Below are 21,097 nucleotides of genomic sequence, written 5' to 3' on the forward strand. Positions count from 1 at the left end.
CGCCACGCCCCCCCTGAGAATCAAACAGGGGCCCCCCCCAAAGGTCGGCTCAGGAGGGTCAGAAATCCTCCGTAGAGTGTAAGAGCAAAAGCCGGCTTGACTGTGTTCCGGGCAATAAGGAACGCAGATGCGAAAGCAGGGTCTAGCGAACCACCCTGTTCCTCCTTAGTGGGGGCGGGTGATAAGAGAGAAGTTACCCCCCCAGGGATAACTGAGTCGTCCTCGGCAAGAGTTCACATCGACCCGAGGGTTTGCTACTTCGATGTCGTCTGTTCCTATCCTGGTGCTGAACAAGGTGCCAAGGGTGGGGGGGCTGTTCGCCCATTAAAAGGGATCCTGAGATGGGTTCACTACGTCGCGAGACAGTAGGGTTGCTTCTCCGTGGGAGTGCTCGGTGTCTGAAGGGAAGGAGCCTTTAGTACGAGAGGAACGGGGGGGGTTCGTGGCTTCTGGTTTACCGGTTGTCTGGCAAGGCACTGCCGGGTAGCCACGCCATACGCGGATAAGAGCTGAAGGCATCTAAGCTCGAAGCCGCCCCTGAAAATAGACACCGTCATCAGGGCTCTCCTAAAAGAGGAGGTTGATAGAGCCGGGATGTAAGTGCCGAGCTGCTGCGAGGCATTAAGTCCACGGCCACTAATCGCCCGAAAGCACAGTCCATGCTAATGGTTCCGTTGGTGGTGTATGCGGGTCTGAGAGCGTTTTTAATTTATCTTTTCGTTTATCCACAGTCTAGGTTATCCTGCTGTTTGTCCTTGCTCTGATGTGCTTCCCAGTACTGGGTGCGGCCCAATGGCCCGCATCAGAACATGCGTCCCGTGAAGCGTGATGCCATGAGTGGTACAGACAGTTAACGCGGATGAGGCATTTGCCCCCCGGCACTACAGCCTCCTCGACAGGCACCGGGGGGGACAGACACAGTCACCGGAGAGGAGCGGAAGTATGCTCCTGACCTTTTCATCCACACTCACGCTAGAACACCAGCACGATGGCCCACCGCACTCAAACTCCTCCAGACAGAGCGAACACACCTTCCTCATGGTGCATAAAAGTCCTAACAAATATTAAGAAATTTCATTTGAGGACAAGGTTGTATGCGTGAATCAGAAGGTGACCACACTGTACCCGTTGTTGACGTAATAGGCTAGCCTCTCACCTGCCGGCATCAGGCTAACGCCCATCTCCTCCAGCTTCTTGTCCACCCCCCCCGCTGTTCTTTGCAATTGCCACGCATGCAGAATCCACAGCCTTGTTCTCCATCAGGATGTTGAAGTGCTCCAGCGCAGTCCCTGACAGCTGTGCCAGGTACTCCTCGCTCGGGCCGTAAAACATCACCTTGAGGTCATCGTACCTCTTTGCCTTCACGGACCTCGCGGCCATTATTATGCCCAGATCCGCCCTTGCAGGGTTCTCCTTACCGCTCATTATCAGAAACAGGGCCTTTGCATAGTGGTAAAAGAAAAATGGTTTGAAAAAGTTATCCCTTCACCTCAGGTATCTCCTTCTGGAGAAGTAGAGTGCGGCACCCACGACTATGAGGACCACGATGACTGCCACGATGTAGTACGGGCCTGTTGTAGGTGGCCTTTCCAGTACTATGGTGTTGGAGTTTGCAACCGCATAGCCAGGCGTCACTATGCTGTACTGCGGGTCTGAAACCACGCTTATCCTCATGCCCCCCCCGCCGTCCAGGGTTATGTTCACGTCCAGTGTCCTCCCTGCACTGTAGAAGAACGTTGTGGTGTTCGTTGATGGATTGTATGTCCTGTTCCACCTGGCAAGGGCTACGGAGAATGCTGAGAAGTTCAGGGTTCCGTTGACATAATTGCCGCTGCCCAGGCTAATGTTGGTCACCGAAACGCCGTGGAGTGAGAGGTTATCCCTGAAGTTGAAGGCCCTCCAGGTCATGTTCGCTGTCCCGTTTGTGTAGACACCGGTGAGTAGCATGCTGAGCTCCGAGGTCCTGTTGATCACCAGGTATGTGTTGTTGACCCTGCGTGAAACCTGGTTGAAAGATACGCTCAGGTACTTGAGCGATACGTTCGAGTCTAGGGATTCCAGGGTACTGTTGAACATTGCCATGAGGTGGGCGTTCCCTGACAGGTTTGCGGCCACACTTAAGTCTGGGAATATGCCCTGGGTTATGTTCAGGATCTCCCTCATTATGCTGGTGTTGGAGACCTGCACCGATATGGTGGTGTTTGAGAAAGCGTCAACCGTGGCAGTGCCTGATTTCGGGTTCAGGCTCACCTGGACGCTGGCCGCACTCGATGTGAAGGGCATGGCACCGAGGATGACCAGTGCCACCACTGCTGCCGTGGCCAATACCAGCCTTCTCCTGTACATCCGGCATCACATCGAGTATATCTGGTAATTGGGAGGCTCCGATATTATCTTTATGTCATGTGGGTGGCTCTCCCTGAGGCCGTTGCCCGTGATCCTGATGAAGCGTGCCTTCATGCGGAGGTCCTCGATGGTCCTCGCCCCCCCCACGTAGCCCATACCTGACTTCAGGCCACCGGTCAACTGGAAAAGGACCTCCTCCACCTTTCCCCCCCTGTAGGGGGACCGCACCCTCTACGCCCTCCGCCACGAACTTGTTCGCACCGAGCTTGCCGTACCTGTCGGATATGCCACTCTGGATGGCGCCTATTGAACCCATTCCCCCCCTGTAGGCCTTGTACTTCCTGCCGTTTATTATCATCTCCGAGCCAGGGCTCTCCTCAGTCCCAGCAAGGAGAGAGCCGAGCATGACAGAGGATGCGCCCGCAGCGAAGGCCTTCACTATATCGCCCGAGTACCTAATGCCTCCGTCAGCAATGACGGGCACCCCCCCGTACTTGTTGGCCACATCCGCTACCTCTGATATGGCAGTGAGCTGCGGCACGCCCACGCCGGCCACGATCCTCGTGGTGCATATGGAGCCAGGGCCTATCCCGACCCTGAGGCCATCAATGTCAAGGGATATAAGGTCCTCCGCCGCCTCGGAGGTGGCTATGTTCCCCCCCGCCACTATGTCCACACCCACCCTGCGCCTCATCTTCTTGAGCGACTCTATGACATTCTCATTGTGCGCATGTGCCGTGTCAACAACTATGAAGTCTGCACCCTCATGCTCCAGCGCTTCTGCCCTCTCGAGGTCGAATGGCCCAACGGCCGCACCGACCATCAGCTGGCCGTCCTCGTCCCTTGTGGCGTGTGGGAACTTCTGCCTTGTCATGATGTCCTTCGCTGTTATCAGGCCCACAACCCTTCCCCCTCTCGTCCACCAGGGGGGGCAGCTTCTCTATCCTGTTCTTGTAGAGGATCTCTATGGCCTCGTCCAGGGATATGCTATCGCGCGCGCTGATGACGTTCCTGACCATTACGTCCTCCACAGTCTTCATTTCCTTGCCTGCAAACTCCAGGTCCCTCCTCGTCACTATGCCGACCAGCTTCTCGCCCACGACCACCGGTAGGCCGCCTATGTTCTTCGTCCTCATTATGTTCCTCACTTCTGATATCGGCGTCTCCGGAGAAACTGTATGGACGTTCCTTATTATTATGGTCTCCTCCCTCTTGACCTTCCTCACCATGGCCACCTGCTGGTTTGTGGGCAAGTTCCTGTGTATCACGCCGATGGCCCCCCGTACCTGGCCATTGCGATGGCCATCTCAGCCTCGGTCACAGTATCCATTGGGGAGCTGACTATGGGCACTCTGACCGAAATATGCCTGGTCACCCTAGACGAGATGTCTACTTCCTTGGGCTCAACCGATGTCCTTGAAGGTATGAGGAGCACGTCATCAAAAGTAACTCCATCCTTTGCCTGTGTGAGCTTTTCCGTGAACATTGGGAGTTAAGGGTAAATGGATAGATAAACCTAACCAATCGGGGGGGGCGACCTGCTTAAAATTGCCCCCCCAAGTCCTGCTTTGGCACTGCCCTCGATCCCCCCCTCCGCTCCATGCACTCGTCGACTGTTCACCTGTCCTGTTTCCTGAATACCTCTCCGATGAATGAGAGCGTCCTCTCGGTCAGCGGGGACCAGTCGTACCTGATGAGTGAGAGGTAGCGCCTTGCTATGTCGGCCCTTATGCCCCCCCTCTCCACCCCCCCCAGGGGGCACGCATTCCAGCCTGTGCATGTCCGAATCCCTAACACCCTGCCTCAGTATCTCCTCCTCTGCCTCATCCGAACTGACCGTGACGGCATACAGCGGTGCAAGGTTGTAGAGCCTGCTGAACTCAGAGCCTATGTCCATCACTATGCTGTATCCCTGGCTGTAGGCCCTGAGGGCCTCATCACCTATCACAAGGGCGTACTCCCTCTCTCCGAGGAGATCTGCGGCCTCAGTTCCATCGCTCCTGTAGAGCCTGAAGTCTACGTTGAGCCTCCTGAGTATGAGGGAAAGGTAGAACTCCGTTGTCCTTGTGTACCTTGTGACCGCAACCTCAATGCTCTTCCTCAGCCCCCCCTGGCCCCTCCCCAGGAGCAGCGTGCTCATGGTGGTGTGGGCCGTGTGTATGCTTGCGCTCCTGGACAGCCTGAGGGCATCTCTGTTCTCCATGTATGCGAGAAGCGATACCATGCCCGTCCTCGCCTGGCCATCAAGGAGGCGTTCCAGTATCCTGCCTGGCTCATAACGCTCCACACTGCACTTCTCCCTAAGTGCCAGGCTCAGGGGGCTCTGAGTGCAGGAAACTTATCAGATCGACCATCCAGCCATGATGCCTATCACTGTAAAATGGGTTTACACCCCCCATCGTGTGGCGCCCCGGAATCCTCGACTTTTCCGCCTCCGATCAAGGTTAAATAAATTGAGCCTTACATTTACAGCACAGGGAGAAGAAGGTGGTTGGTTGAGCGGCGAACTCGCGATACAGCTGAACGGCCTGGAGTTCAGGGCCAGGGAGGGAGAAACCGTCCTGCAGGCACTGATGAGCGCTGGCGTAGATATACCGCATGTGTGTTACCACCCCCCCAGCCTGGGCCCCCCCATACAGACGTGCGATACATGCATTGTGGAGGTGGACGGTAAGCTCAAGAGGGCATGTGCAACGCCCCTGTCAGAGGGCATGAAGGTGGAAACTAAGAGCCCAGGGTCATGGAGGCGCGCCTGGAGGCGGTTAACAGGATCCTACACAACCATGACCTCTACTGCACGGTGTGCGAGAACAACAACGGAGACTGCGCGCTCCACGAGGCAGTTCACATGCTCAACATGGACAGCCAGAAGTACCCTTTCGAGAAGAAGCCGTATGAGGTGGACGATTCGAACCCATTCTACCGCTACGATCCCAACCAGTGCATACTCTGTGGCCGCTGCGTCGAGGCGTGCCAGAACGTCGAGGTTAACGAGACACTTTCAATAGACTGGTCCCTCGAGAGGCCCAGGGTCGTCTGGGACCACGGGGTGCCCATCAACGAGTCCTCGTGCGTTTCCTGCGGGCACTGTGTCACGGTGTGCCCCCCCGTAAACGCGCTGATGGAGAAGAGCATGCTGGGTGAGGCCGGCTACCTGACCTCGATACCGCAGGACACAAAGGAGAAACTCATCGACTTCGTGAAGAGCCTCGAGCCTGCCATAGGAATGAGGCCAATAATGGCGCTGAGCAACGCTGAATCCGCGCTGAGATCGACGCAGATAAAGAAGACAAAGACAGTGTGCACCTACTGCGGTGTCGGCTGTTCCTTCGAGATGTGGACAAAGGGGAGGAAGATACTGAAGGTCCAGCCCGTGCCGGAGGGCCCGGCGAACGGCATATCCACTTGCATAAAGGGCAAGTTTGGCTGGGACTTCGTAAACAGCAGTGACAGGCTCACCAGGCCACTCATCAGGGATGGCAATAGGTTCAGGGAGGCCACATGGGAAGAGGCCATCGACAGGGTGGCCAGGGGTCTCATGAGGATAAAGGAGAAGTACGGAGGGGGGGACGCAATAGAGTTCATCGCCTCGTCGAAGGGCACAAACGAGGAATCTTACCTGCTCCAGAAGCTGGCCAGGCAGGTCTTCGGGACTAACAATGTGGACAACAGCTCCAGGTTCTGCCAGGCACCTGCCACAACGGGCCTCTGGAGGACTGTGGGCTACGGTGGGGGGGATTCCGGATCGATTTCAGACATATACAGCGCTGACCTGATACTTGCGGTCGGAACGAACACAGCGGAATCACACCCGGTCATCGCCACCAGGATAAAGAGGGCCCACAAGCTGAGGGGGGGACAGAAACTCATCGTTGCTGACATAAGGAAGCATGAGATGGCAGAGAGGGCTGACCTGTTCATACACCCGAGGCCGGGCACGGACCTCGTGTGGCTGTCCGCTGTAACGAAGTACATAATTGACCAGGGCTGGGAGGACAGGAAGTTCATAGAGGAGAGGACAACGGGGTTCGAGGAGTACAGGAAGAGCCTGGAGCCATTCACTCTCGACTTTGCGGAGAGGGAGACAGGCATACCCAGGGAGCAGCTGATCAGGGTTGCGGAGATGATACACGAGGCTAAATCGGTCTGCGCACTCTGGGCCATGGGAGTTACCCAGCACCAGATGGGGAGCGACACTTCCACCGCCATATCGAACCTCCTTCTCGTCACTGGAAATTACGGCAGGCCAGGGACAGGCGCATACCCGCTGAGGGGGCCACAACAACGTCCAGGGCACCAGCGACTTCGGGGCCATGTCAGCATACCTTCCCGGCTACCAGAAGGTCAGCGATCCAGAGGCCAGGGCGAAGTTCGAGAAGGCATGGAACTGCAAGATACCAGAGAAGGGCGGTTTTGACAACAACTCCTGCCTTGAAGCCATCGAAGAGGGAAAGATAAAGGCCATGTATGTGGTGGGAGAGGAGCTCACCACCACCGGCTCAGACACGAACTACATCAAGAAGATGCTTAGCTCCCTGGAGTTCCTGGTCGTCCAGGACGTCTTCTTCTCAGAGACGGCAAGGTTCGCAGACGTTGTCCTTCCCGCATGCACGAGCCTGGAGAAGGAGGGGACATTTGTGAACACAGAGAGGAGGATACAGAGGATCTACAAGGTGATGGAGCCCATGGGCGAATCGAAGCCGGACTTCGAGATAATACAGATGGTGGCCCGTGCCTGTGGTGCCAACTGGAACTATTCACACCCCCCCAGCGAGGTCATGGATGAGGTCGCCAAGCTCGCACCAATATTTGCAGGCGTTTCCTATGACAGGCTAGAGGGCTTCAACAGCCTGCAGTGGCCGGTGGGGCCAGACGGAAAGGATACGCCCCTCCTGTACACCGAGAGGTTCAACTTCCCGGACGGCAGGGCAAGGTTCTACCCGCTGGAGTACAGGCACCCGCTATTCCCTGACGACGAGTTTGACCTCATGCTGAACAACGGCCGCGTGCTTGAGCACTTCCACGAGGGCAATGAGACCTACAGGTCTCCAGGCATATCAGAGAAGGTGCCGAACAGCTTCCTCGAGATCTCACCGGAACTGGCAAGGGAGAGGGGGGGCATAGAGACAGGCGACATGGTGCGCGTCATATCCAGGTGGGGCCAGGTCAGGACGGTGGCGCTGGTCACGGACAGGGTCTCTGGAAAGGAACTCTACATGCATGAACGGGAGGGGGGAGAGGAGGCGATCAATATACTAACAGGGCGCATAATGGACCCAGACTCCCACACACCAGCATACAAGGAGCTGCCTGTCAGGGTCGAGAAGATAGGGAAGAAGGGGGGGAAGAGCCCACTGCCACTCAACAACCCGCGCTTCTACCAGAGGAACCCGAGGCCGGGTGTTGAGGTGGAGAAGAAATGGGCCAGGAAGGATTATGTGCCCATAACGGAGGACTGATAGCTTGGCGAAGGAGATAGAGGTCATAGAGAGGAGGCAGGTGCCGGAGAACCTTGAGGCCTCGATGGCCAAGATCATCGAAGTTCTGGGCAACGGGGGGGAGGTGATGGAGAAGTTCGCCAGGCTTCTCGATGCGGTGCAGAGGAGCGAGATACTCACCTTCCTAACAGCCCTGCTCGAGAACTGGGACAGGGTGATGAAGGTAATAACGGAGGAGCTCACGGACGAGAGGATGGCCAGGTTCATAAGGAACGCTCTGAGCGTCTTTGCCATTGTCTCCAGCGTTGACACGGACAGGCTAATGAAGGCTGTATCGAAGATGGCAGGGGGGGATGGCAGCGCACCGGCCAGGAGCGGGGGGGACCTGGCACACAACCTCTCCTCCCTGATAAACCTCCTTTCCGACCCTGAGGTCTCGGCAGGGCTCACAAAGGTGCTCAGGCTCATCGGTTCCATATGATCGAGGGCAACAACTTTCCGTATTTCACCTTCAGGGCACAGTGCTATTCCTCCGGTTCCATTGAGCAGAGGGATGAGAAGGTAACGGCGGAGGAGCCCCCTCCTCATAAGGCTCTGCGACGATATGGGGGGGTGCCGGGACTACGCGACCATAATGAGGACACCGGTCCACGATGACCTCCTTGCCCTCGGCTTCCTTTTCTCTGAGGGCGTTGTGAAGGTGCCGGGCGACGTGAGGTGGATGAGGTATGCGGGCAGTGAGGCGGATAAGGAATCCAGCCCCAAGAACGCCCTGGAGGTCGGGGGGGTCAGGAGCGTGCCGGTGGGGGGGAGGGCACCGAGGCTCGTCGAGTCATCGTGCGGGATATGCGGGAAGCGAGCATAGAGAGCCTGGTAGTGGAGGGCTTCGGTGTCCTGAACGACCGTGCCAGGTTCAGGGCCTCCACTGTTCTCTCGCTGCCGGAAAAGCTCAGGGGGGGTGAGCAGAGGATATTCGAGGAGACCGGTGGGATACACTCCGCCGGGCTATTCGACAGCAATGGTGAAGCGATATTCAGTGCGGAAGACGTTGGCAGGCACAACGCAGTCGACAAGGTCATAGGCTTCATGCTGATGAACGGCATAGACGGCAGGGGGGGAAAGGCGCTCCAGGTCAGCGGCAGGGCTGGCTTCGAGATAGTCCAGAAGGCTGTCCGGGCCAGGATTAGCCTCGTTAGCTCCGTTTCTGCGCCCTCCAGCCTAGCTGTTGACACTGCACTTAGCTTCAATCTTACACTTTGTGGGTTTGTAAGGCAAGATAGATTTAATGTATACTCCGGTGAAGAGAGAATAGAATTTGATACTGTTTTTTATGGCTGACATACATTTATATACATATTCTCCTTAAATCTGGGGGGGATGGTCAGTCCGTTACCACCCCTTGCGATAGGTTTCTTCGGTCTCGGAGTTGGCTACTTTGTGGTTGGGGGGGGTTCCTACCTGGCCAACTTCCCGAAGGATAAGGACGAGAGTGTCAACAGGACGCTGGGGGGGCAGTGGATGATCTGGATGCCTGGCTTCATGCAGTTCATAACAGGCACATACATAATGCTGGGGCTCACCATATTCAGCGCGTTCCAGAGCTCCCCCCCCGTCCTCTACATGGCAGGCCTTGCGTTCACCGCCTACGGTGTCCACTGGTTTGCGATGGGCATATCGAAGTACAGGAGCTCGGACACCAGGGTCGATGGGTTCATGGCAATAGCCTTCCTGTGGATCAGCATAACGGGCGCGTTCATATTCTACAAGGCCGGGGGGGACATACCAGTCATGGTGCTCTTCATAATCCTGACCCTGATCTACATCTTCGACATCCCCGCTTCATTCACCCAGAAGAGGACATGGGGGGCATGGGGGGGAAGGCCACGTTCCAGGTCATTGGCGGTGTCTGGCTCATGTACCTGATGTTCGCGGCAGCCTCGAACTTCGCCCTTGGCCTGCACTTCCCACTCTGAAACATGATCTTTTCCGATTTTTTTGAATAACAAACTTTTTCTGAGTGGCCCAGCTTTGCTCCCGGCCCTCACCTGGCCGGTGCAGTCCCTGGAGTGGCATCGCCCATTCTCATGACGGAGAGGTAGAGGAGAGAGCCGAGCACGCTCACTGCTGCAGCCAGCAGCATCACCGTGCCCATTCCATCCTTGAGCGAGACCGAGAGCACAGACGCAAGGAATGGGGGGGCGAGACCTCCCAGCACACGGCCAACCAAGAAGACGATGTTCGTGGCGGCGGCCCGGATCTCCTGCGGGTATGTCTGGCTAGCCCATACGCCTATGAAGCCGAAGAAGCCTGCAGAGATATACGAAGGCACGAGTACCGCCAGTATGGCGTGTGCCCTCAGCACTTGCAGGAGCAATGACGCCGAAGCTATGCCCAGGATAGAGAAGCCCAGGGTAACTGCCCACTTCTGAGCCCTGTCCGCAAGGAAACCTGCAAAGGCGAATCCAAGGAACCCCAGGACCGCGAAGACAAAGGTGTAGTATGGAGGTATGCCGTCCTGCTGGAAGAGTGTGGGCACCACACTCATGAGTGGAACGCTGAGCATGAAGGCACCTACAGTGATGAGGGAGAGGGCCACGGTGTAGAGCCTCAGCTTGCCGGTGATGCCCTGCCCCCCCCTCCCCCCCTGGAACCTGCGGACTCTGGATGGCTCCACAAGGATGATAGCGAGTGGGAGAGAGAAAACCAGGGCGAAGATGCCAGATGCGAGGAAGTACGTCCTCCAGTAGTGGAATACGAAGTAGAAGCCAGTGTCCAGGAGGAACCCAATGAAATAGAGGCCCTGCATCACGCTGCCTAGCAGCCCAGTGGATCTCCTCAGCGTCTCAACCAGGAGAGGGTACGATATGCCGTTCTGTGAGTTGACGCCTATTCCAATTATGAACCAGAGCGCGTAGAGCTCCGCAATGTTCGAGATGAAGGCTGCCGCGACCAGGGACACGCTGAATATCAGCACGGCAAGCATCAGCATGGGCCTTCTCCCAAGCCTGTCTGACTGCCTTCCCAGTACCACTCCCCCCCCTATTGCCCCCCCTCCTATGAAGTCCAGAGGCACAGATACTAGGACACCAGAGACCGATGTGTGCAGGGCCTGCGAGAGCTGGTTGACTACCATTGATATTGAGAAGGCAGCAAAAGCTGAGAGCATGAAGGTGATGAGGATGGATGGCACGTTCCTGGCAGCTATCCTGTCCATGCTTATGTTATGCCAATGAACTTTCTAAAGATTCACCCCCCCCAGCCAGGTCTCCCTTTCTGCTGTTCCAGCTGCGCTCACCATTTGGATCATTGCACACAGCCTAGAGGCACGTGGCTGGGCATGTGTGCCCGCAGGCAATACAGTGGCTATTCAGTGTAGCTGTCACCGTGCACCCACCTGTTCACACTGCCCACCTCCTTCTTCCATATGGGTATGTTTCTCTTGATCTCTTCTATGCAGTATTCTGCAGCCATGAAGGCCATCCTCCTGTGGGGGGGTGCACTCACACGGATCAAAACCGAGGCCTCGGATACACGCACGCTTCCTACCCTGTGTATGATTGTCACTGTGGACACATGGAAAGTCTCCCTGACCCTCTCCTCCAGTTCACTGAGCATCCTCTCCGCCATTTCCCTGTACGCTTCGTACTCAAGGTGGTCTATCCTCGCATCGCCTTCAACCCCCCCTGACGACACCCCTGAACTCCACGACGGCCCCCATCAGAGTCTGGCACCTCTCGACCCAGCTGGATGTCCTCAATCCTGTCAGTAGTTATCAGGATCACGCATGCGTATGGGTATGGCATAGATAAACGGTTCCCGACCAAGTTTTTAATGGTGCGCACAGATTACGCCCTGTGTCCCGCCGCTACAGGTTCGCAGGCACGTTCATGCAGTCGTTCAGCTCCATGGGCCCCCCCATGCTGAACTTCGCCGGCCTCTACCCCCCCCTCATAATAGGTGCATCCGGCTACTACGCACCCTTCGTGGCCCTGCTTGCCACTGTCGCTTCCCTCCTCACGGTATATGCCCCCCCGTACGTCCTTTCGAAGAGATATGTGACGAACGGTGGCTACTACAGTTACTCAGGGATAGCGTTCGGGGGGCAGGTCTGGAAAGTTCGTTGCGATGCTCTACTACGCCTACGGGCTCCTCGTGATACCTGACATAGCCTGCTTCATTGCGGTTATGGTGGAGGGCCTCACAGCCAACAGGCTCATTGCGTACATTGCGCCCCCCCTGGCCTTCAGCATATTCGTGATCCTTCTGGTATACGGAAGCAACAGGACCGCGGTCCTCCTCATAACATTCCTGGGCATGGCGGAGGCCGTGTTCATATTCGTCCTTGACACCTCCATGTTCTCCAGCCCGCCTGCTGGGCACGCTCTGATGGCGAGTAGCTTCGCAGGCACCATATTTGCACTCCTCGCCTTCTCAGGATCCGGCTCATCCATATTCGTCTCCGAGGACTCTGAAAAGCCAGGCAAGTACGTGCCCTACTCCATTGTGTCCACAGTCCTCCTGGGAGGGGGCCATGATGGCCTACTCCTTCCTGGCAGACTTCAGGTTCCTGGGCCGGAGCCTCCCTGCATACACACAGGACCCTTTCTACCTGTTCTCCTACCTCAACGGTACCCCGCTGCACCTCCTCGCCTTTCCCTTCATCATCTTCTCCTTCACGAGCGCGACCATGCTCACCGTCGCGTACGGCAACGCATGAGGAGGGCGGTGGATTCCATGAGGACGGACGGGGTCCTGAAGCAGGGTGAGTGGAGGCTCGCCTTCCCCCCCGTGGTGCCCCTTGCAGTCTCCGTGCTGGCAGAATATGCACTCACCTCCGCTTCGGGTTTTACGGCACCTTTGAGGTCCTGGCAACCGTGGTTGCTGTGTGCTTTGCGGAGGTCCATATATTTTCAAACGCCGCTCTAGTGAAGCTCAGCAGGAGGAGGGCGCTTGATGCAGCTGTAGCCCTGGCATCTACATCTGTCCTCCTTTACATAATATTTGAGAACTTTGCGGGCCCTGGACTGCCCACTGCGGTGTCGATTGCAGTCTTCGCCCTCGTGAACCTGACTGCCCTGATGTTCACCGGGACAGCGAGGAGGTGCGAGTTCCACACACTCCGTGTGCTGATCAGGCTCAGAAGGATTCCGGTGCCTGAACCACCCTGGGGTCCTCGTAGGGCTTCCAGTAAGGCTCCCTGGAGAGGGCGGCCCTTATGAATAGCCTTCTGAGCGCGTCCGTGTCCCCCCCTTCTCAAGGGCCTCCTTTATGTCAATGTGGTTATCGTCCCTCATGAGGCAGGGCTTCAGCTCACCGGTGGATGTGACCCTTATGCGGGTGCAGTGGTTGCAGAACTCCGAGTTGCGCATTGGCTTCACAAACTCCACCCACAGGTCCTTTCCGTTGACCTCTACCAAGTATTCAGGTCTCCTGTGAAGCGAGTTGTGTTCAACTGCCCTGGCCCTTGAGGCTATCTCCCTCTCTATCGGCTCCAGTGCACATGGTACTTCTGGAACTCCTCCGAGTGCATCCTCTCCCTGGTCGTCTCATACTCTATGAGTTGGAGAGTGACGCCCTCCTCCGCACAGAACTCCATCATGGCAGGGATCTGGTGCACATTTATTCCATTCAGCACGACGAAGTTGACCTTTATCGGGCCCAGGCCCGCCTCCTTCGCAGCCCTTATCCCTTCCTTAACCCGGCCCAGGAAGTTTGTTCCGGTGATGATCCTGAAGCCCTCCTCCTCGGTAGATGCATGGATATGTTGACCCTGTCCAGGCCAGCCTCCCTGAGCTGTCTGGCCAGCCTTGGGAGCATGACGCCGTTTGTAGTCATCGATATGTTACCGCTAATGTGCTTCCTAGTCCTCCTCACAATGTCCACTATATCCCTTCTCAGGTAGGCTCACCGCCGGTGAACTTCACCTTGTTGACCCCCCCGAAGCTGCTGGCAACCTCCACTATCCTCTCTATACCCTCCGCATCCAGCTGCGCGGCGTGCACCCCCCTGTCCCTTCCATGTGGCAGAAGAAACAGTGGAAGTTGCACACCGTATTGACCTGGATGCGCATGCTCAGCACGGGGCGGCCGTAGCGATCAAATATCATCCTGCTCGAATCATTGCTTACTGGTAATTAACCTTTCCCGGCGCCAATATTTGCGTCTTCAGAGTATTAGGTCTGGCCTTTCTGAAGATATGGCCCTTGCCCTGAGGTAGTCCTCTGGTGTGTTCACGTTGAAGAGTGCCAGCGGTGAGAGTGATGAGGCACTGACCTGCCTGTACCTGCACCCGACAATGTAATCTGAGAGCCTCCTCACTTTCAATGCACATGGCCTGTAGAGCGTGAACATCGGCTCCGGGCCCACGGGTGTTGTCGGTGACGCCCCCTGTGCTTGGCCCGCCCTCAGGATAGTTGCAATATCTTCTCTCAGGAAGAAGGGCATGTCTCCCCCCCCTATGAGCATGAAGCCATCGCTGTATTCCTCCATCAGGCGGGACACCAGATCCAGGATGTTTTCGCTCCTGTCCTTCTCGTACGGGACGCTGACCTCGTATTTCGAGAGCACAACACAGTCCATCAAGTCTGAAACCTTCCTGTACACTATCTCCACAATGGGCCGTCCCCTGAGCGGCAGCATGTGCTTGCCAGGCAGGCGTGAGGACCACTTCACAGGTATCACTGCTATCAATGCATGCTGGTATGCCTGGACGGTTATCAACCGTGCCGGTCGATACCATCCATGAACTGACCGGCCCAGAGGACCTGGCGCCTCAACATCATGCGGACGGCTGCTCCTCCCGGCCTATCCGGCCCTACCACCTACCGGAAGTGGGAGTGTCCGGCAACTGTTTACTGCGCACAGGCACTGAAGGCAGAGCTTGGGTGGGGGGGCCCATATCCATTACGTACCATGTGGCTATCCCCTATCTTCAGTGGATGTGACAACTCGCCCGCATTGTGGCCTCCCAGGCACGCAATCACATGAGGGGGGGAGCCTGCCCCCTCTTAAACCAGGTTTGTTAAACTTTTTATCTACATGTGCCATTATGTGGGGGGGAGTCACTGGCAAGGTGCTTCATCCCAAGAGTGATCAGGTATGGCGAATACTGTAGCTGTTGTTGCGGATACGAAGACAGGTAAGACCTACAAGATAGAGGTGCCACAGGAGAGCCTCAATGCGCTAACGGGTAGGAAGATAGGAGACGAGGTGGATGGCATATTCCTCAATCTGCCCGGATACAAGTTAACAATAACTGGGGGCAGTTCCGTTGATGGTTTCCCGATGAAGAAGGACCTGCCCATACAGGGCAAGAAGAGAATACTGGTGAAGTACTCCAGTGGGAAGAGGGGGCAAGAGGGGGCCTCAGGAAGAGGGTTACCTTCAGGGGGGGATCCATAGTGGGCCCGGACATAACCCAGCTGAACATGAAGATAACACAGTACGGCCCGTCGCCCATAGGTCAGGGTACAGAGGAGAAGAAGGAATAGAGGCATGTTGAAGAACGAGGTTATACCCCCCCAGCCATCGGTCAACATAGGCATGGTAGGCCATGTTGACCACGGGAAGAGCACCCTTACCAAGGCCCTCACGGGAATTAAGACCGATGTGCACTCAGAGGAGATAAAGAGGGGCATATCCATCAAGCTGGGTTACGCTGACACCCCCCCATATACAGGTGCTACGACGCACAGGGCAACGAATACTACACCAGGGAGCCCAAGGATGCAAGCTGTGAGCTCTCAAGGGTTGTATCCTTTGTGGACGCGCCCGGCCATGAAACACTCATGGCTACGATGCTATCCGGCTCCGCCATAATGAACGGTGCCCTGCTAGTGATAGCCGCGAACGAGAAGTGCCCGCAGCCACAGACCAGGGAACACCTCACGGCCCTTGAGATAATGGGCATCAAGAACATAATAGTGGTGCAGAATAAGATAGACCTGGTCACAAGGGAGAGGGCGCTCGAGAGCTACAGGGAGATACAGAAGTTCCTGAAGGGGGGGAGCATTGCAGAGGGGGGGGCTCCAATAATACCCGTGAGCGCTTACCACACCACGAACATAGACATCCTTCTTAAGGCCATTGAAACAAAGATACCGACGCCCAAGTTCAATCAGGAGAGCCCACCCAAGATGTTTGTTGCACGTTCCTTCGATATAAACAAGCCTGGCACACCACCTGACAGGCTTAGGGGCGGCGTGCTGGGCGGCTCGCTGGTCGAGGGAGAACTCCAAGTTGGCCAGGAGATAGAGATAGTACCGGGAATACTGACAGGCAAGGGCAACCGGCAGACGTGGGAAAACGTTGTGACGGAGATAGCCAGCCTGATGGCTGGCAGGAACTCTTATGACAGGATAAGGCCAGGAGGGCTCGCGGCCGTCGGCACCTACCTTGACCCGTTCCTCACCAAGGGCGATTCATTCACTGGCAGGATCATAGGTGCTGTGGGAAAGGTGCCACCTATAGTTTTCAACATGACCATAGAGACGCACCTCCTCAAGAGAGTGGTCGGCTTCCAGGAGGAACTGAAGGTCGAGCCCATAAAGAGCAAGGAGAACCTCATGCTCACCGTCGGGACCTCAAACACCGTGGGCACTGTAACTTCAGCCAGGGACACAACAGCGGAGATATCGCTCAAGTACCCTGTGGCCGCCACCGTTGGCGAGAGGGTAGCCATAGGCAGGAGGATATCCAACAGGTGGCGCCTGATAGGCTACGGGAACATCCTCTCCATAGCGTAGCTGCAAGCGTCCGAGAGGGGGCACCCTGTGCATACAGGCTCCTTCCTGCAGTGTTCCTTTGCAAGCTCCACTATGCACGCGTGGTAGTTCTTGAGCTCATCCACTGTCCACTCCCTTTCCCCCCCCAAGACCATGTCCTCCAAGGCCCTGGTGTTCCTGGAGAAGTCGCCCAGGCCGAGCCTTGAAAAGACCCTGAGCGTGTACTTATCCACTACGAACCTCCTGAAGTTCAGGGCGTAGAGCATTATGGAGGTGAGCGTCTCCCTGCCAACCCCCCCACTGATGGAGGAGAGCACTCTCTCCGCCCTCTCCTCATCGCCCGAAAGGGCCATAAGGCCACCTGCACTGCAAACGGCTTTCGAAAATGAAATGAGGCGTGCACTCTTCTGCCTGTAGAAGCCACTCGGCCTTATGAGAGCGGAGAGCTCCTCGGCTCCCGTTACTGCTATGCGTCCAGCCTGTCCAGGCCAGCGGAAATGAGGTTTTGCATGGCCCTCTCCACGTTCTTCCAGGAGGTGTTCTGCGTCAGTATGGCCCCTATGGCCACCTGGTCCGGCGTTTCGGCTGGCCACCAGTGCAGGTCACCGTAGGCATGCAGGAGCCTTCTGTATACCTCTGCAAAGGAACCGGGCGCAAGCCGCATGACGAATATCGTCATACAGTTTTAGCAATTAAAAGATGCGAGACGCATCCTGAAAATGTTATAAGTCTAGTAAACATATGGAAGCAATGAGCGAGTTCGACGCCATTGTCGTCGGTGCAGGGCCAGCCGGGACATCTGCCGCGATCAAGATGGCTTCTTCGGGCATGAACGTGCTCCTGGTGGAGAGGGCAGACCCTCCAGGCACCAAGAACGTCTCCGGCGGAGTGCTCTGGGGGGGCAACGACCTTGAGAAAATAATACCGGGCTGGGAGAAACAGGCCCCCTACGAAAGGGTGGTCGAATCCAAGGCCGTGGGTTTCCTGACCAGGGATTCCCTTATAAACATAGACTTCAGGTCAAGGAGACTGGCCGAGAAAGCCACCGGCCACATAGTGCTCAGGGCCAGGCTGGACCAGTGGCTGGCTAGGAAGGCCAGGGAAGCCGGCGCGATGGTCATTTCTGGGGTCACTGTGGAGAGGGTTGCCGTCCAGGACGGTGTGGTGAAGGGAGTCGAACAGGGCGGTGACCTTATAACCTCCGATGTCGTCATACTCGCTGAGGGTGCAACCCCCCCAGGGTAGCGATAGACTCTGGACTGAGGCCCCCCCGCTCAGGATGAGGACGTGGCCATAGGAGTGAAGGAGATTATCAAGCTGGGAGAGGAGAAGATAAACGAGAGGTTCAACCTCAGGGGGGGCAAGTCTGGATTTGCCGGAGAGTATGTGCTTGGCTTCCTGCCTGAGGGTGTGAAGGCCGGCGGCTTCCTCTACACCAACAAGGACACGGTTTCGCTCGGCGTGGTTGTATCCATGAAGGACCTGAGGAAGAACGGCTCCACATATTCCTTTGACATAATTGAGGAGTTCGCGGAGCACCCCTACATAGCGCCCATGATAGAGGGTGGCAAGGTTGAGGAGTACAGTGCACACCTCGTCCAGGAGGGAGGCATACAGGGTGTGCCCAAGCTCTACGGCAACGGGTACATGATAGCTGGCGATGCAGCTGGCTTCTCCTTCAGCAACGGCCTAGTCCTCCAGGGCATGAACTATGCCATAGCGTCCGGCATTGCCGCGGCCGAGACCGCCATTGAGGCAAAGTCGAAGAACAACTTCTCAGAGGAGGCACTGGCAGCCTACAGGGAGAGGCTGATGAACTCCTTCGTGCTACGTGACCTCTTGGACTTTAGGGGGGATACAGGGCGTCACCTGGAGCGACACTGTGCACAGGGTCATTCCCAGGGTCATGGAAGGAGTGTTCGAGCAGCTCTTCACAGAGGACAGCCAGCCGAAGAAGCACATATCCAGGATCGTCATGGATGCCCTGAGCAGGAGCGGGATGAAGACCTCTGACGCGATTATCGAGGGATACCGCATGATGAGGAGGATGTGAGCATGAAAATTGAAGACAGGCTTGCGCTTCTGAACTACAAGACAGACAAGAGCTACGCACACATTACGATAAAGCCAGACATATGCGAGACATGTCCGGACCACTTCTGCACCTTTGCCTGCCCGGCCAGGTGTTACACTCTCATAGACGGGAAGATCAACTTCAAGTACGAGGACTGCGTGGAATGCGGCACATGCTCGGTGGCGTGCAGCCACGGGAGCGTGACATGGACAAACACCAGGGGGGGAGGAAGGGGGGGAGTGAAGTACAAGTATGGCTGAACCCCTGGGCTAAACGGATACCATACATTTTCCTCTACCCCAGTACTGGCTATTCAGGCCTGACTTTTCTCACACACAGGTTGGATCTGGACTGAATCTGCATAAGGCCTGGGGGGCACCTGATGGTCACGCCGGCTCTACGGTCAGCTTAATGTGGCACCTGGCATTAGGTGGACGGGACCGGAATGTAAGCGCACCTAACCAGTGCAGTTTACACTGAAATGAGGGGGTCACAGGGTCTGCTCCAGATTCCTCTCCCTTATTTCCTCCTTGAGCCTCGAGATGAATTCGGAAAGACCGTAGCTGTTCTGCTGGTCCTTCCTGTTCCTGACCGTCACGCTCCCGGATGACCTCTCCCTCTCACCGACCACTACAATGTATGCCGGGCGCTTCTGCCGGATCATCCTGATCTTCTTGGCAACAGTCTCTGGAGAGGTGTCCAGCTCAACCCTGATGCCCTCTCTCGAGAGTGCCCTGGAGACCTCAGCGGCATAGTCATCGTAGGAGTTGCTAACCGGAGTAATGTAGACCTGGATCGGGGGGGACAGCCATGTGGGCAGCTTGCCTGCAAAGTTCTCAAGCAGGAGCGCCATGAAGCGCTCGTAGCTGCCGTATATGGCCCTGTGTATCATCACCACGCGCTCCTTGCTGCCACCGCTCCCCACATACGTGAGGTCGAAGTTGATGGGCATGAAGAAGTCGAGCTGCACCGTTGAGAACTGCCAGTACCTCCCCAGGGCATCCTTCACATGCACATCGATCTTCGGGCCATAGAATGCAGCCTCTCCCGGATACTCCTTGTACTGGATGTTCAGGGACTCCAGAGCCTTCCTGAGCTGTTCCGTGGCCTCATCCCATGCCGAGAAGTCAGGCTCTATTTCCCTGGAACCGCATACCGGGCAGGCAAGTTCACCCTGTAGTGAGGCCGCGCGTATTTCAGAGACAGAAGAGCAGGAGTGGCACCTGTAGGAGAGGAGGTAGTTCTCAGGGTGCTCCCTGTCTATGACGCTCAGGTCAAACTTCATGTCAGTTATGCCGAGTATTTCCCTGAACGTCCTGGTTATCATCCTGAGTATGGAAATTACCTCTTCCTGTATCTGGTCCTTCCTCAGGAACGCGTGGCCGTCATCTATGGTGAACATCCTGGGCCTGGTGAGGCCACCGACCTCGCCTGACTTCTCGTACCTGTAAACAGTGCCCGCCTCACACAGCTTCACAGGCATCTCCCTGAAACTGTACATCCTCCTCTCGAAGATTGTTATGTGGCCGGGACAGTTCATTGGCTTAACGCCGTAGCCGTCGCCGTCCTCAAGCTGGAACACGTACATGTTTGGCCTGTACTTGGCGTAGTGCCCGGACTGCTTCCATATGGTGTCCCTGAATATGTGCGGCGTCGAGACCTCCAGCCAGCCGTTCTCCCTGTTGAGATCCCTCATGTACTGGATGAGCTCGTTCCTTATCGCCGCGCCGTATGGGGTGTAGAGTGGGAAGCCTGGGGGGGCCCTCTCGGAATTGAATACGAAAAGGTCCATCTCCTCCCCCCCTATCCTCCTGTGGTCCCTCCTGAGGGCCTCCTCCCTGTTCTTCAGGTACTGCTTGAGGGACTTCTCATCCGGGAACGCGGTGCCGTAGATCCTTATGAGCCTCTCCCTCGAAGGGTCACCCAGGTAGTTGGTGCTGGCAACCGAGAGCAGCTTCACATGCTTCAGGTAGCCGGTGCTGGGCACATGCGGTCCCTGGCAGAAGTCCACGAACTCGCCCTGCCTGTAAACCGTAGACTGGCCGCCCTCCGGCACATTGGCCCTGATCTTGTCCAGCTTAAACCTATTACAGGAAAAGATGCTGAGAAGCTCCTGGCGGCTGTGCACCTCCCTCACTATAGGAATGTCCCTGGATGCTATCTCGCGCATCCTCTCCTCTATCCTCTCAAGGTCCTGCGAGCTTATCGGATCCATGAATATGTCATAGTAAAAGCCATCTTCAGTAACAGGGCCTGCGTTTGGAAGCGCTCCAGGGTACAGTTCAGTGACCGCCTGGGCCAGCAGGTGGGCAGCAGAATGCCTCAGGATCCTGATGCCCTCCTCACTGTCCTGGGTGACAACCTGTGCCTCAACTTCCCTTTCCGGTGATAGCCTGAGGTCGTAGATCTTTCCCTCAGCCATAACTGCCACTGCTCTGCCTTTCACATCCCGTGGTATCTGTTCCATGTAGTTCTTTCCTGGCCTGGCTGTGAAGACAAGGGAATTCGTCATATGCG

General features: G+C 56.5%; 15 protein-coding genes, 8 pseudogenes and 1 other annotated feature. Of the genes and pseudogenes, 12 read left to right on the top strand and 11 right to left on the bottom strand.

Translation table 11 applies throughout. The annotated features are described in order from the left end of the window. Nucleotides 1-36: 36 nt before the first annotated feature. Nucleotides 37-648: a sequence feature (23S ribosomal RNA rRNA prediction is too short), on the top strand. Nucleotides 649-881: 233 nt separating this feature from the next. The 5 genes and pseudogenes from JCM13583_RS07570 to JCM13583_RS07590 form a co-directional block, all read right to left on the bottom strand. Next, nucleotides 882-1,040, bottom strand: a complete 159-nt coding sequence (locus tag JCM13583_RS07570) for a cysteine-rich CWC family protein (RefSeq protein ID WP_162509596.1) — start codon at nt 1,038-1,040, stop codon at nt 882-884. 63 nt (nt 1,041-1,103) lie between these two features. Continuing rightward, nucleotides 1,104-1,425 (bottom strand): annotated as a pseudogene (locus JCM13583_RS07575) (hypothetical protein). 60 nt (nt 1,426-1,485) lie between these two features. Then, nucleotides 1,486-2,346, bottom strand: coding sequence for a hypothetical protein (locus JCM13583_RS07580; protein WP_075057249.1), 861 nt, complete (start codon nt 2,344-2,346; stop codon nt 1,486-1,488). A 6-nt stretch (nt 2,347-2,352) separates the two neighbouring features. Further along, a pseudogene (guaB, locus tag JCM13583_RS07585) lies at nt 2,353-3,832 on the bottom strand (IMP dehydrogenase). Between the two features lie 30 nt (nt 3,833-3,862). After that, nucleotides 3,863-4,633 (bottom strand): hypothetical protein, encoded by a 771-nt coding sequence (locus tag JCM13583_RS07590; RefSeq protein WP_075057250.1) that lies wholly within the window; start codon nt 4,631-4,633, stop codon nt 3,863-3,865. 76 nt (nt 4,634-4,709) lie between these two features. Here JCM13583_RS07590 and fdhF point away from each other — a divergent pair. The 5 genes and pseudogenes from fdhF to JCM13583_RS07615 all read left to right on the top strand — a co-directional run bounded on the left by fdhF (nt 4,710) and on the right by JCM13583_RS07615 (nt 9,757). Next, nucleotides 4,710-7,805 (top strand): annotated as a pseudogene (gene fdhF / locus JCM13583_RS07595) (formate dehydrogenase subunit alpha). A gap of 4 nt (nt 7,806-7,809) precedes the next feature. After that, nucleotides 7,810-8,265 (top strand): DUF1641 domain-containing protein, encoded by a 456-nt coding sequence (locus tag JCM13583_RS07600; RefSeq protein WP_075057251.1) that lies wholly within the window; start codon nt 7,810-7,812, stop codon nt 8,263-8,265. A 123-nt stretch (nt 8,266-8,388) separates the two neighbouring features. Continuing rightward, nucleotides 8,389-8,649 (top strand): formate dehydrogenase accessory sulfurtransferase FdhD, encoded by a 261-nt coding sequence (locus tag JCM13583_RS07605; protein WP_075057252.1) that lies wholly within the window; start codon nt 8,389-8,391, stop codon nt 8,647-8,649. Next, a complete protein-coding gene (locus tag JCM13583_RS07610; protein WP_075057253.1) occupies nt 8,631-9,122 on the top strand; it encodes a formate dehydrogenase accessory sulfurtransferase FdhD in 492 nt (163 codons plus the stop codon). Before JCM13583_RS07605 ends, JCM13583_RS07610 begins: the two co-directional genes overlap by 19 nt. A gap of 39 nt (nt 9,123-9,161) precedes the next feature. After that, nucleotides 9,162-9,757, top strand: a pseudogene (locus JCM13583_RS07615) (hypothetical protein). A gap of 68 nt (nt 9,758-9,825) precedes the next feature. On the opposite strand, the gene JCM13583_RS07620 reads toward JCM13583_RS07615, so the two are convergent. Further along, nucleotides 9,826-10,998: an MFS transporter gene (locus JCM13583_RS07620; protein ID WP_075057254.1), complete on the bottom strand. Its 1,173-nt coding sequence runs from the start codon at nt 10,996-10,998 to the stop codon at nt 9,826-9,828. 149 nt (nt 10,999-11,147) lie between these two features. After that, nucleotides 11,148-11,477: a molybdenum cofactor biosynthesis protein MoaE gene (locus JCM13583_RS07625; protein ID WP_075057255.1), complete on the bottom strand. Its 330-nt coding sequence runs from the start codon at nt 11,475-11,477 to the stop codon at nt 11,148-11,150. A 161-nt stretch (nt 11,478-11,638) separates the two neighbouring features. Between JCM13583_RS07625 and JCM13583_RS07630 the strand changes: the two genes are divergently transcribed. From JCM13583_RS07630 to JCM13583_RS14040, 3 genes are read left to right on the top strand one after another with little or no spacing between them, the layout of a single operon-like run. Continuing rightward, entirely contained in the window at nt 11,639-11,947 is a 309-nt protein-coding gene (locus JCM13583_RS07630; RefSeq protein ID WP_075057256.1) for a hypothetical protein, read from the top strand. Next, a complete protein-coding gene (locus JCM13583_RS12685; RefSeq protein ID WP_162509598.1) occupies nt 11,910-12,710 on the top strand; it encodes a hypothetical protein in 801 nt (266 codons plus the stop codon). The genes JCM13583_RS07630 and JCM13583_RS12685 overlap by 38 nt, the downstream gene beginning before the upstream one ends. Next, the gene (locus JCM13583_RS14040; RefSeq protein WP_171823515.1) at nt 12,710-13,003 is read left to right on the top strand and encodes a hypothetical protein; all 294 of its coding nucleotides are present in this window, start codon (nt 12,710-12,712) and stop codon (nt 13,001-13,003) included. Before JCM13583_RS12685 ends, JCM13583_RS14040 begins: the two co-directional genes overlap by 1 nt. Here JCM13583_RS14040 and moaA read toward each other — a convergent pair. Further along, nucleotides 12,921-13,890: pseudogene (moaA, locus tag JCM13583_RS07645) on the bottom strand (GTP 3',8-cyclase MoaA). The gene JCM13583_RS14040 and the pseudogene moaA sit on opposite strands and share 83 nt — an antisense overlap. A gap of 58 nt (nt 13,891-13,948) precedes the next feature. Then, complete coding sequence (locus JCM13583_RS07650; protein ID WP_162509599.1) at nt 13,949-14,473, bottom strand: hypothetical protein; 525 nt, start codon at nt 14,471-14,473, stop codon at nt 13,949-13,951. 408 nt (nt 14,474-14,881) lie between these two features. Between JCM13583_RS07650 and JCM13583_RS07655 the strand changes: the two are divergent. Next, nucleotides 14,882-15,273 (top strand): annotated as a pseudogene (locus JCM13583_RS07655) (30S ribosomal protein S6e). Between the two features lie 4 nt (nt 15,274-15,277). Then, nucleotides 15,278-16,527, top strand: a pseudogene (gene eif2g / locus JCM13583_RS07660) (translation initiation factor IF-2 subunit gamma). Here the strand turns inward: eif2g and JCM13583_RS07665 are convergent. Next, nucleotides 16,500-17,099, bottom strand: a complete 600-nt coding sequence (locus JCM13583_RS07665; RefSeq protein WP_171823518.1) for a hypothetical protein — start codon at nt 17,097-17,099, stop codon at nt 16,500-16,502. The pseudogene eif2g and the gene JCM13583_RS07665 overlap by 28 nt on opposite strands. 157 nt (nt 17,100-17,256) lie before the next feature. Between JCM13583_RS07665 and JCM13583_RS12690 the strand changes: the two are divergent. Further along, nucleotides 17,257-18,559 (top strand): annotated as a pseudogene (locus JCM13583_RS12690) (FAD-dependent oxidoreductase). 2 nt (nt 18,560-18,561) lie between these two features. Continuing rightward, entirely contained in the window at nt 18,562-18,840 is a 279-nt protein-coding gene (locus JCM13583_RS07680; RefSeq protein ID WP_075057343.1) for a 4Fe-4S ferredoxin, read from the top strand. Nucleotides 18,841-19,070: 230 nt separating this feature from the next. On the opposite strand, the gene JCM13583_RS07685 is transcribed toward JCM13583_RS07680, so the two are convergent. Then, a complete protein-coding gene (locus tag JCM13583_RS07685) occupies nt 19,071-21,092 on the bottom strand; it encodes a threonine--tRNA ligase (RefSeq protein ID WP_075057261.1) in 2,022 nt (673 codons plus the stop codon). Between the last annotated feature and the right edge of the window lie 5 nt (nt 21,093-21,097).

The sequence above is a fragment of the Thermogymnomonas acidicola JCM 13583 genome, assembly GCF_001316105.1.
Classification (GTDB): domain Archaea; phylum Thermoplasmatota; class Thermoplasmata; order Thermoplasmatales; family Thermoplasmataceae; genus Thermogymnomonas; species Thermogymnomonas acidicola.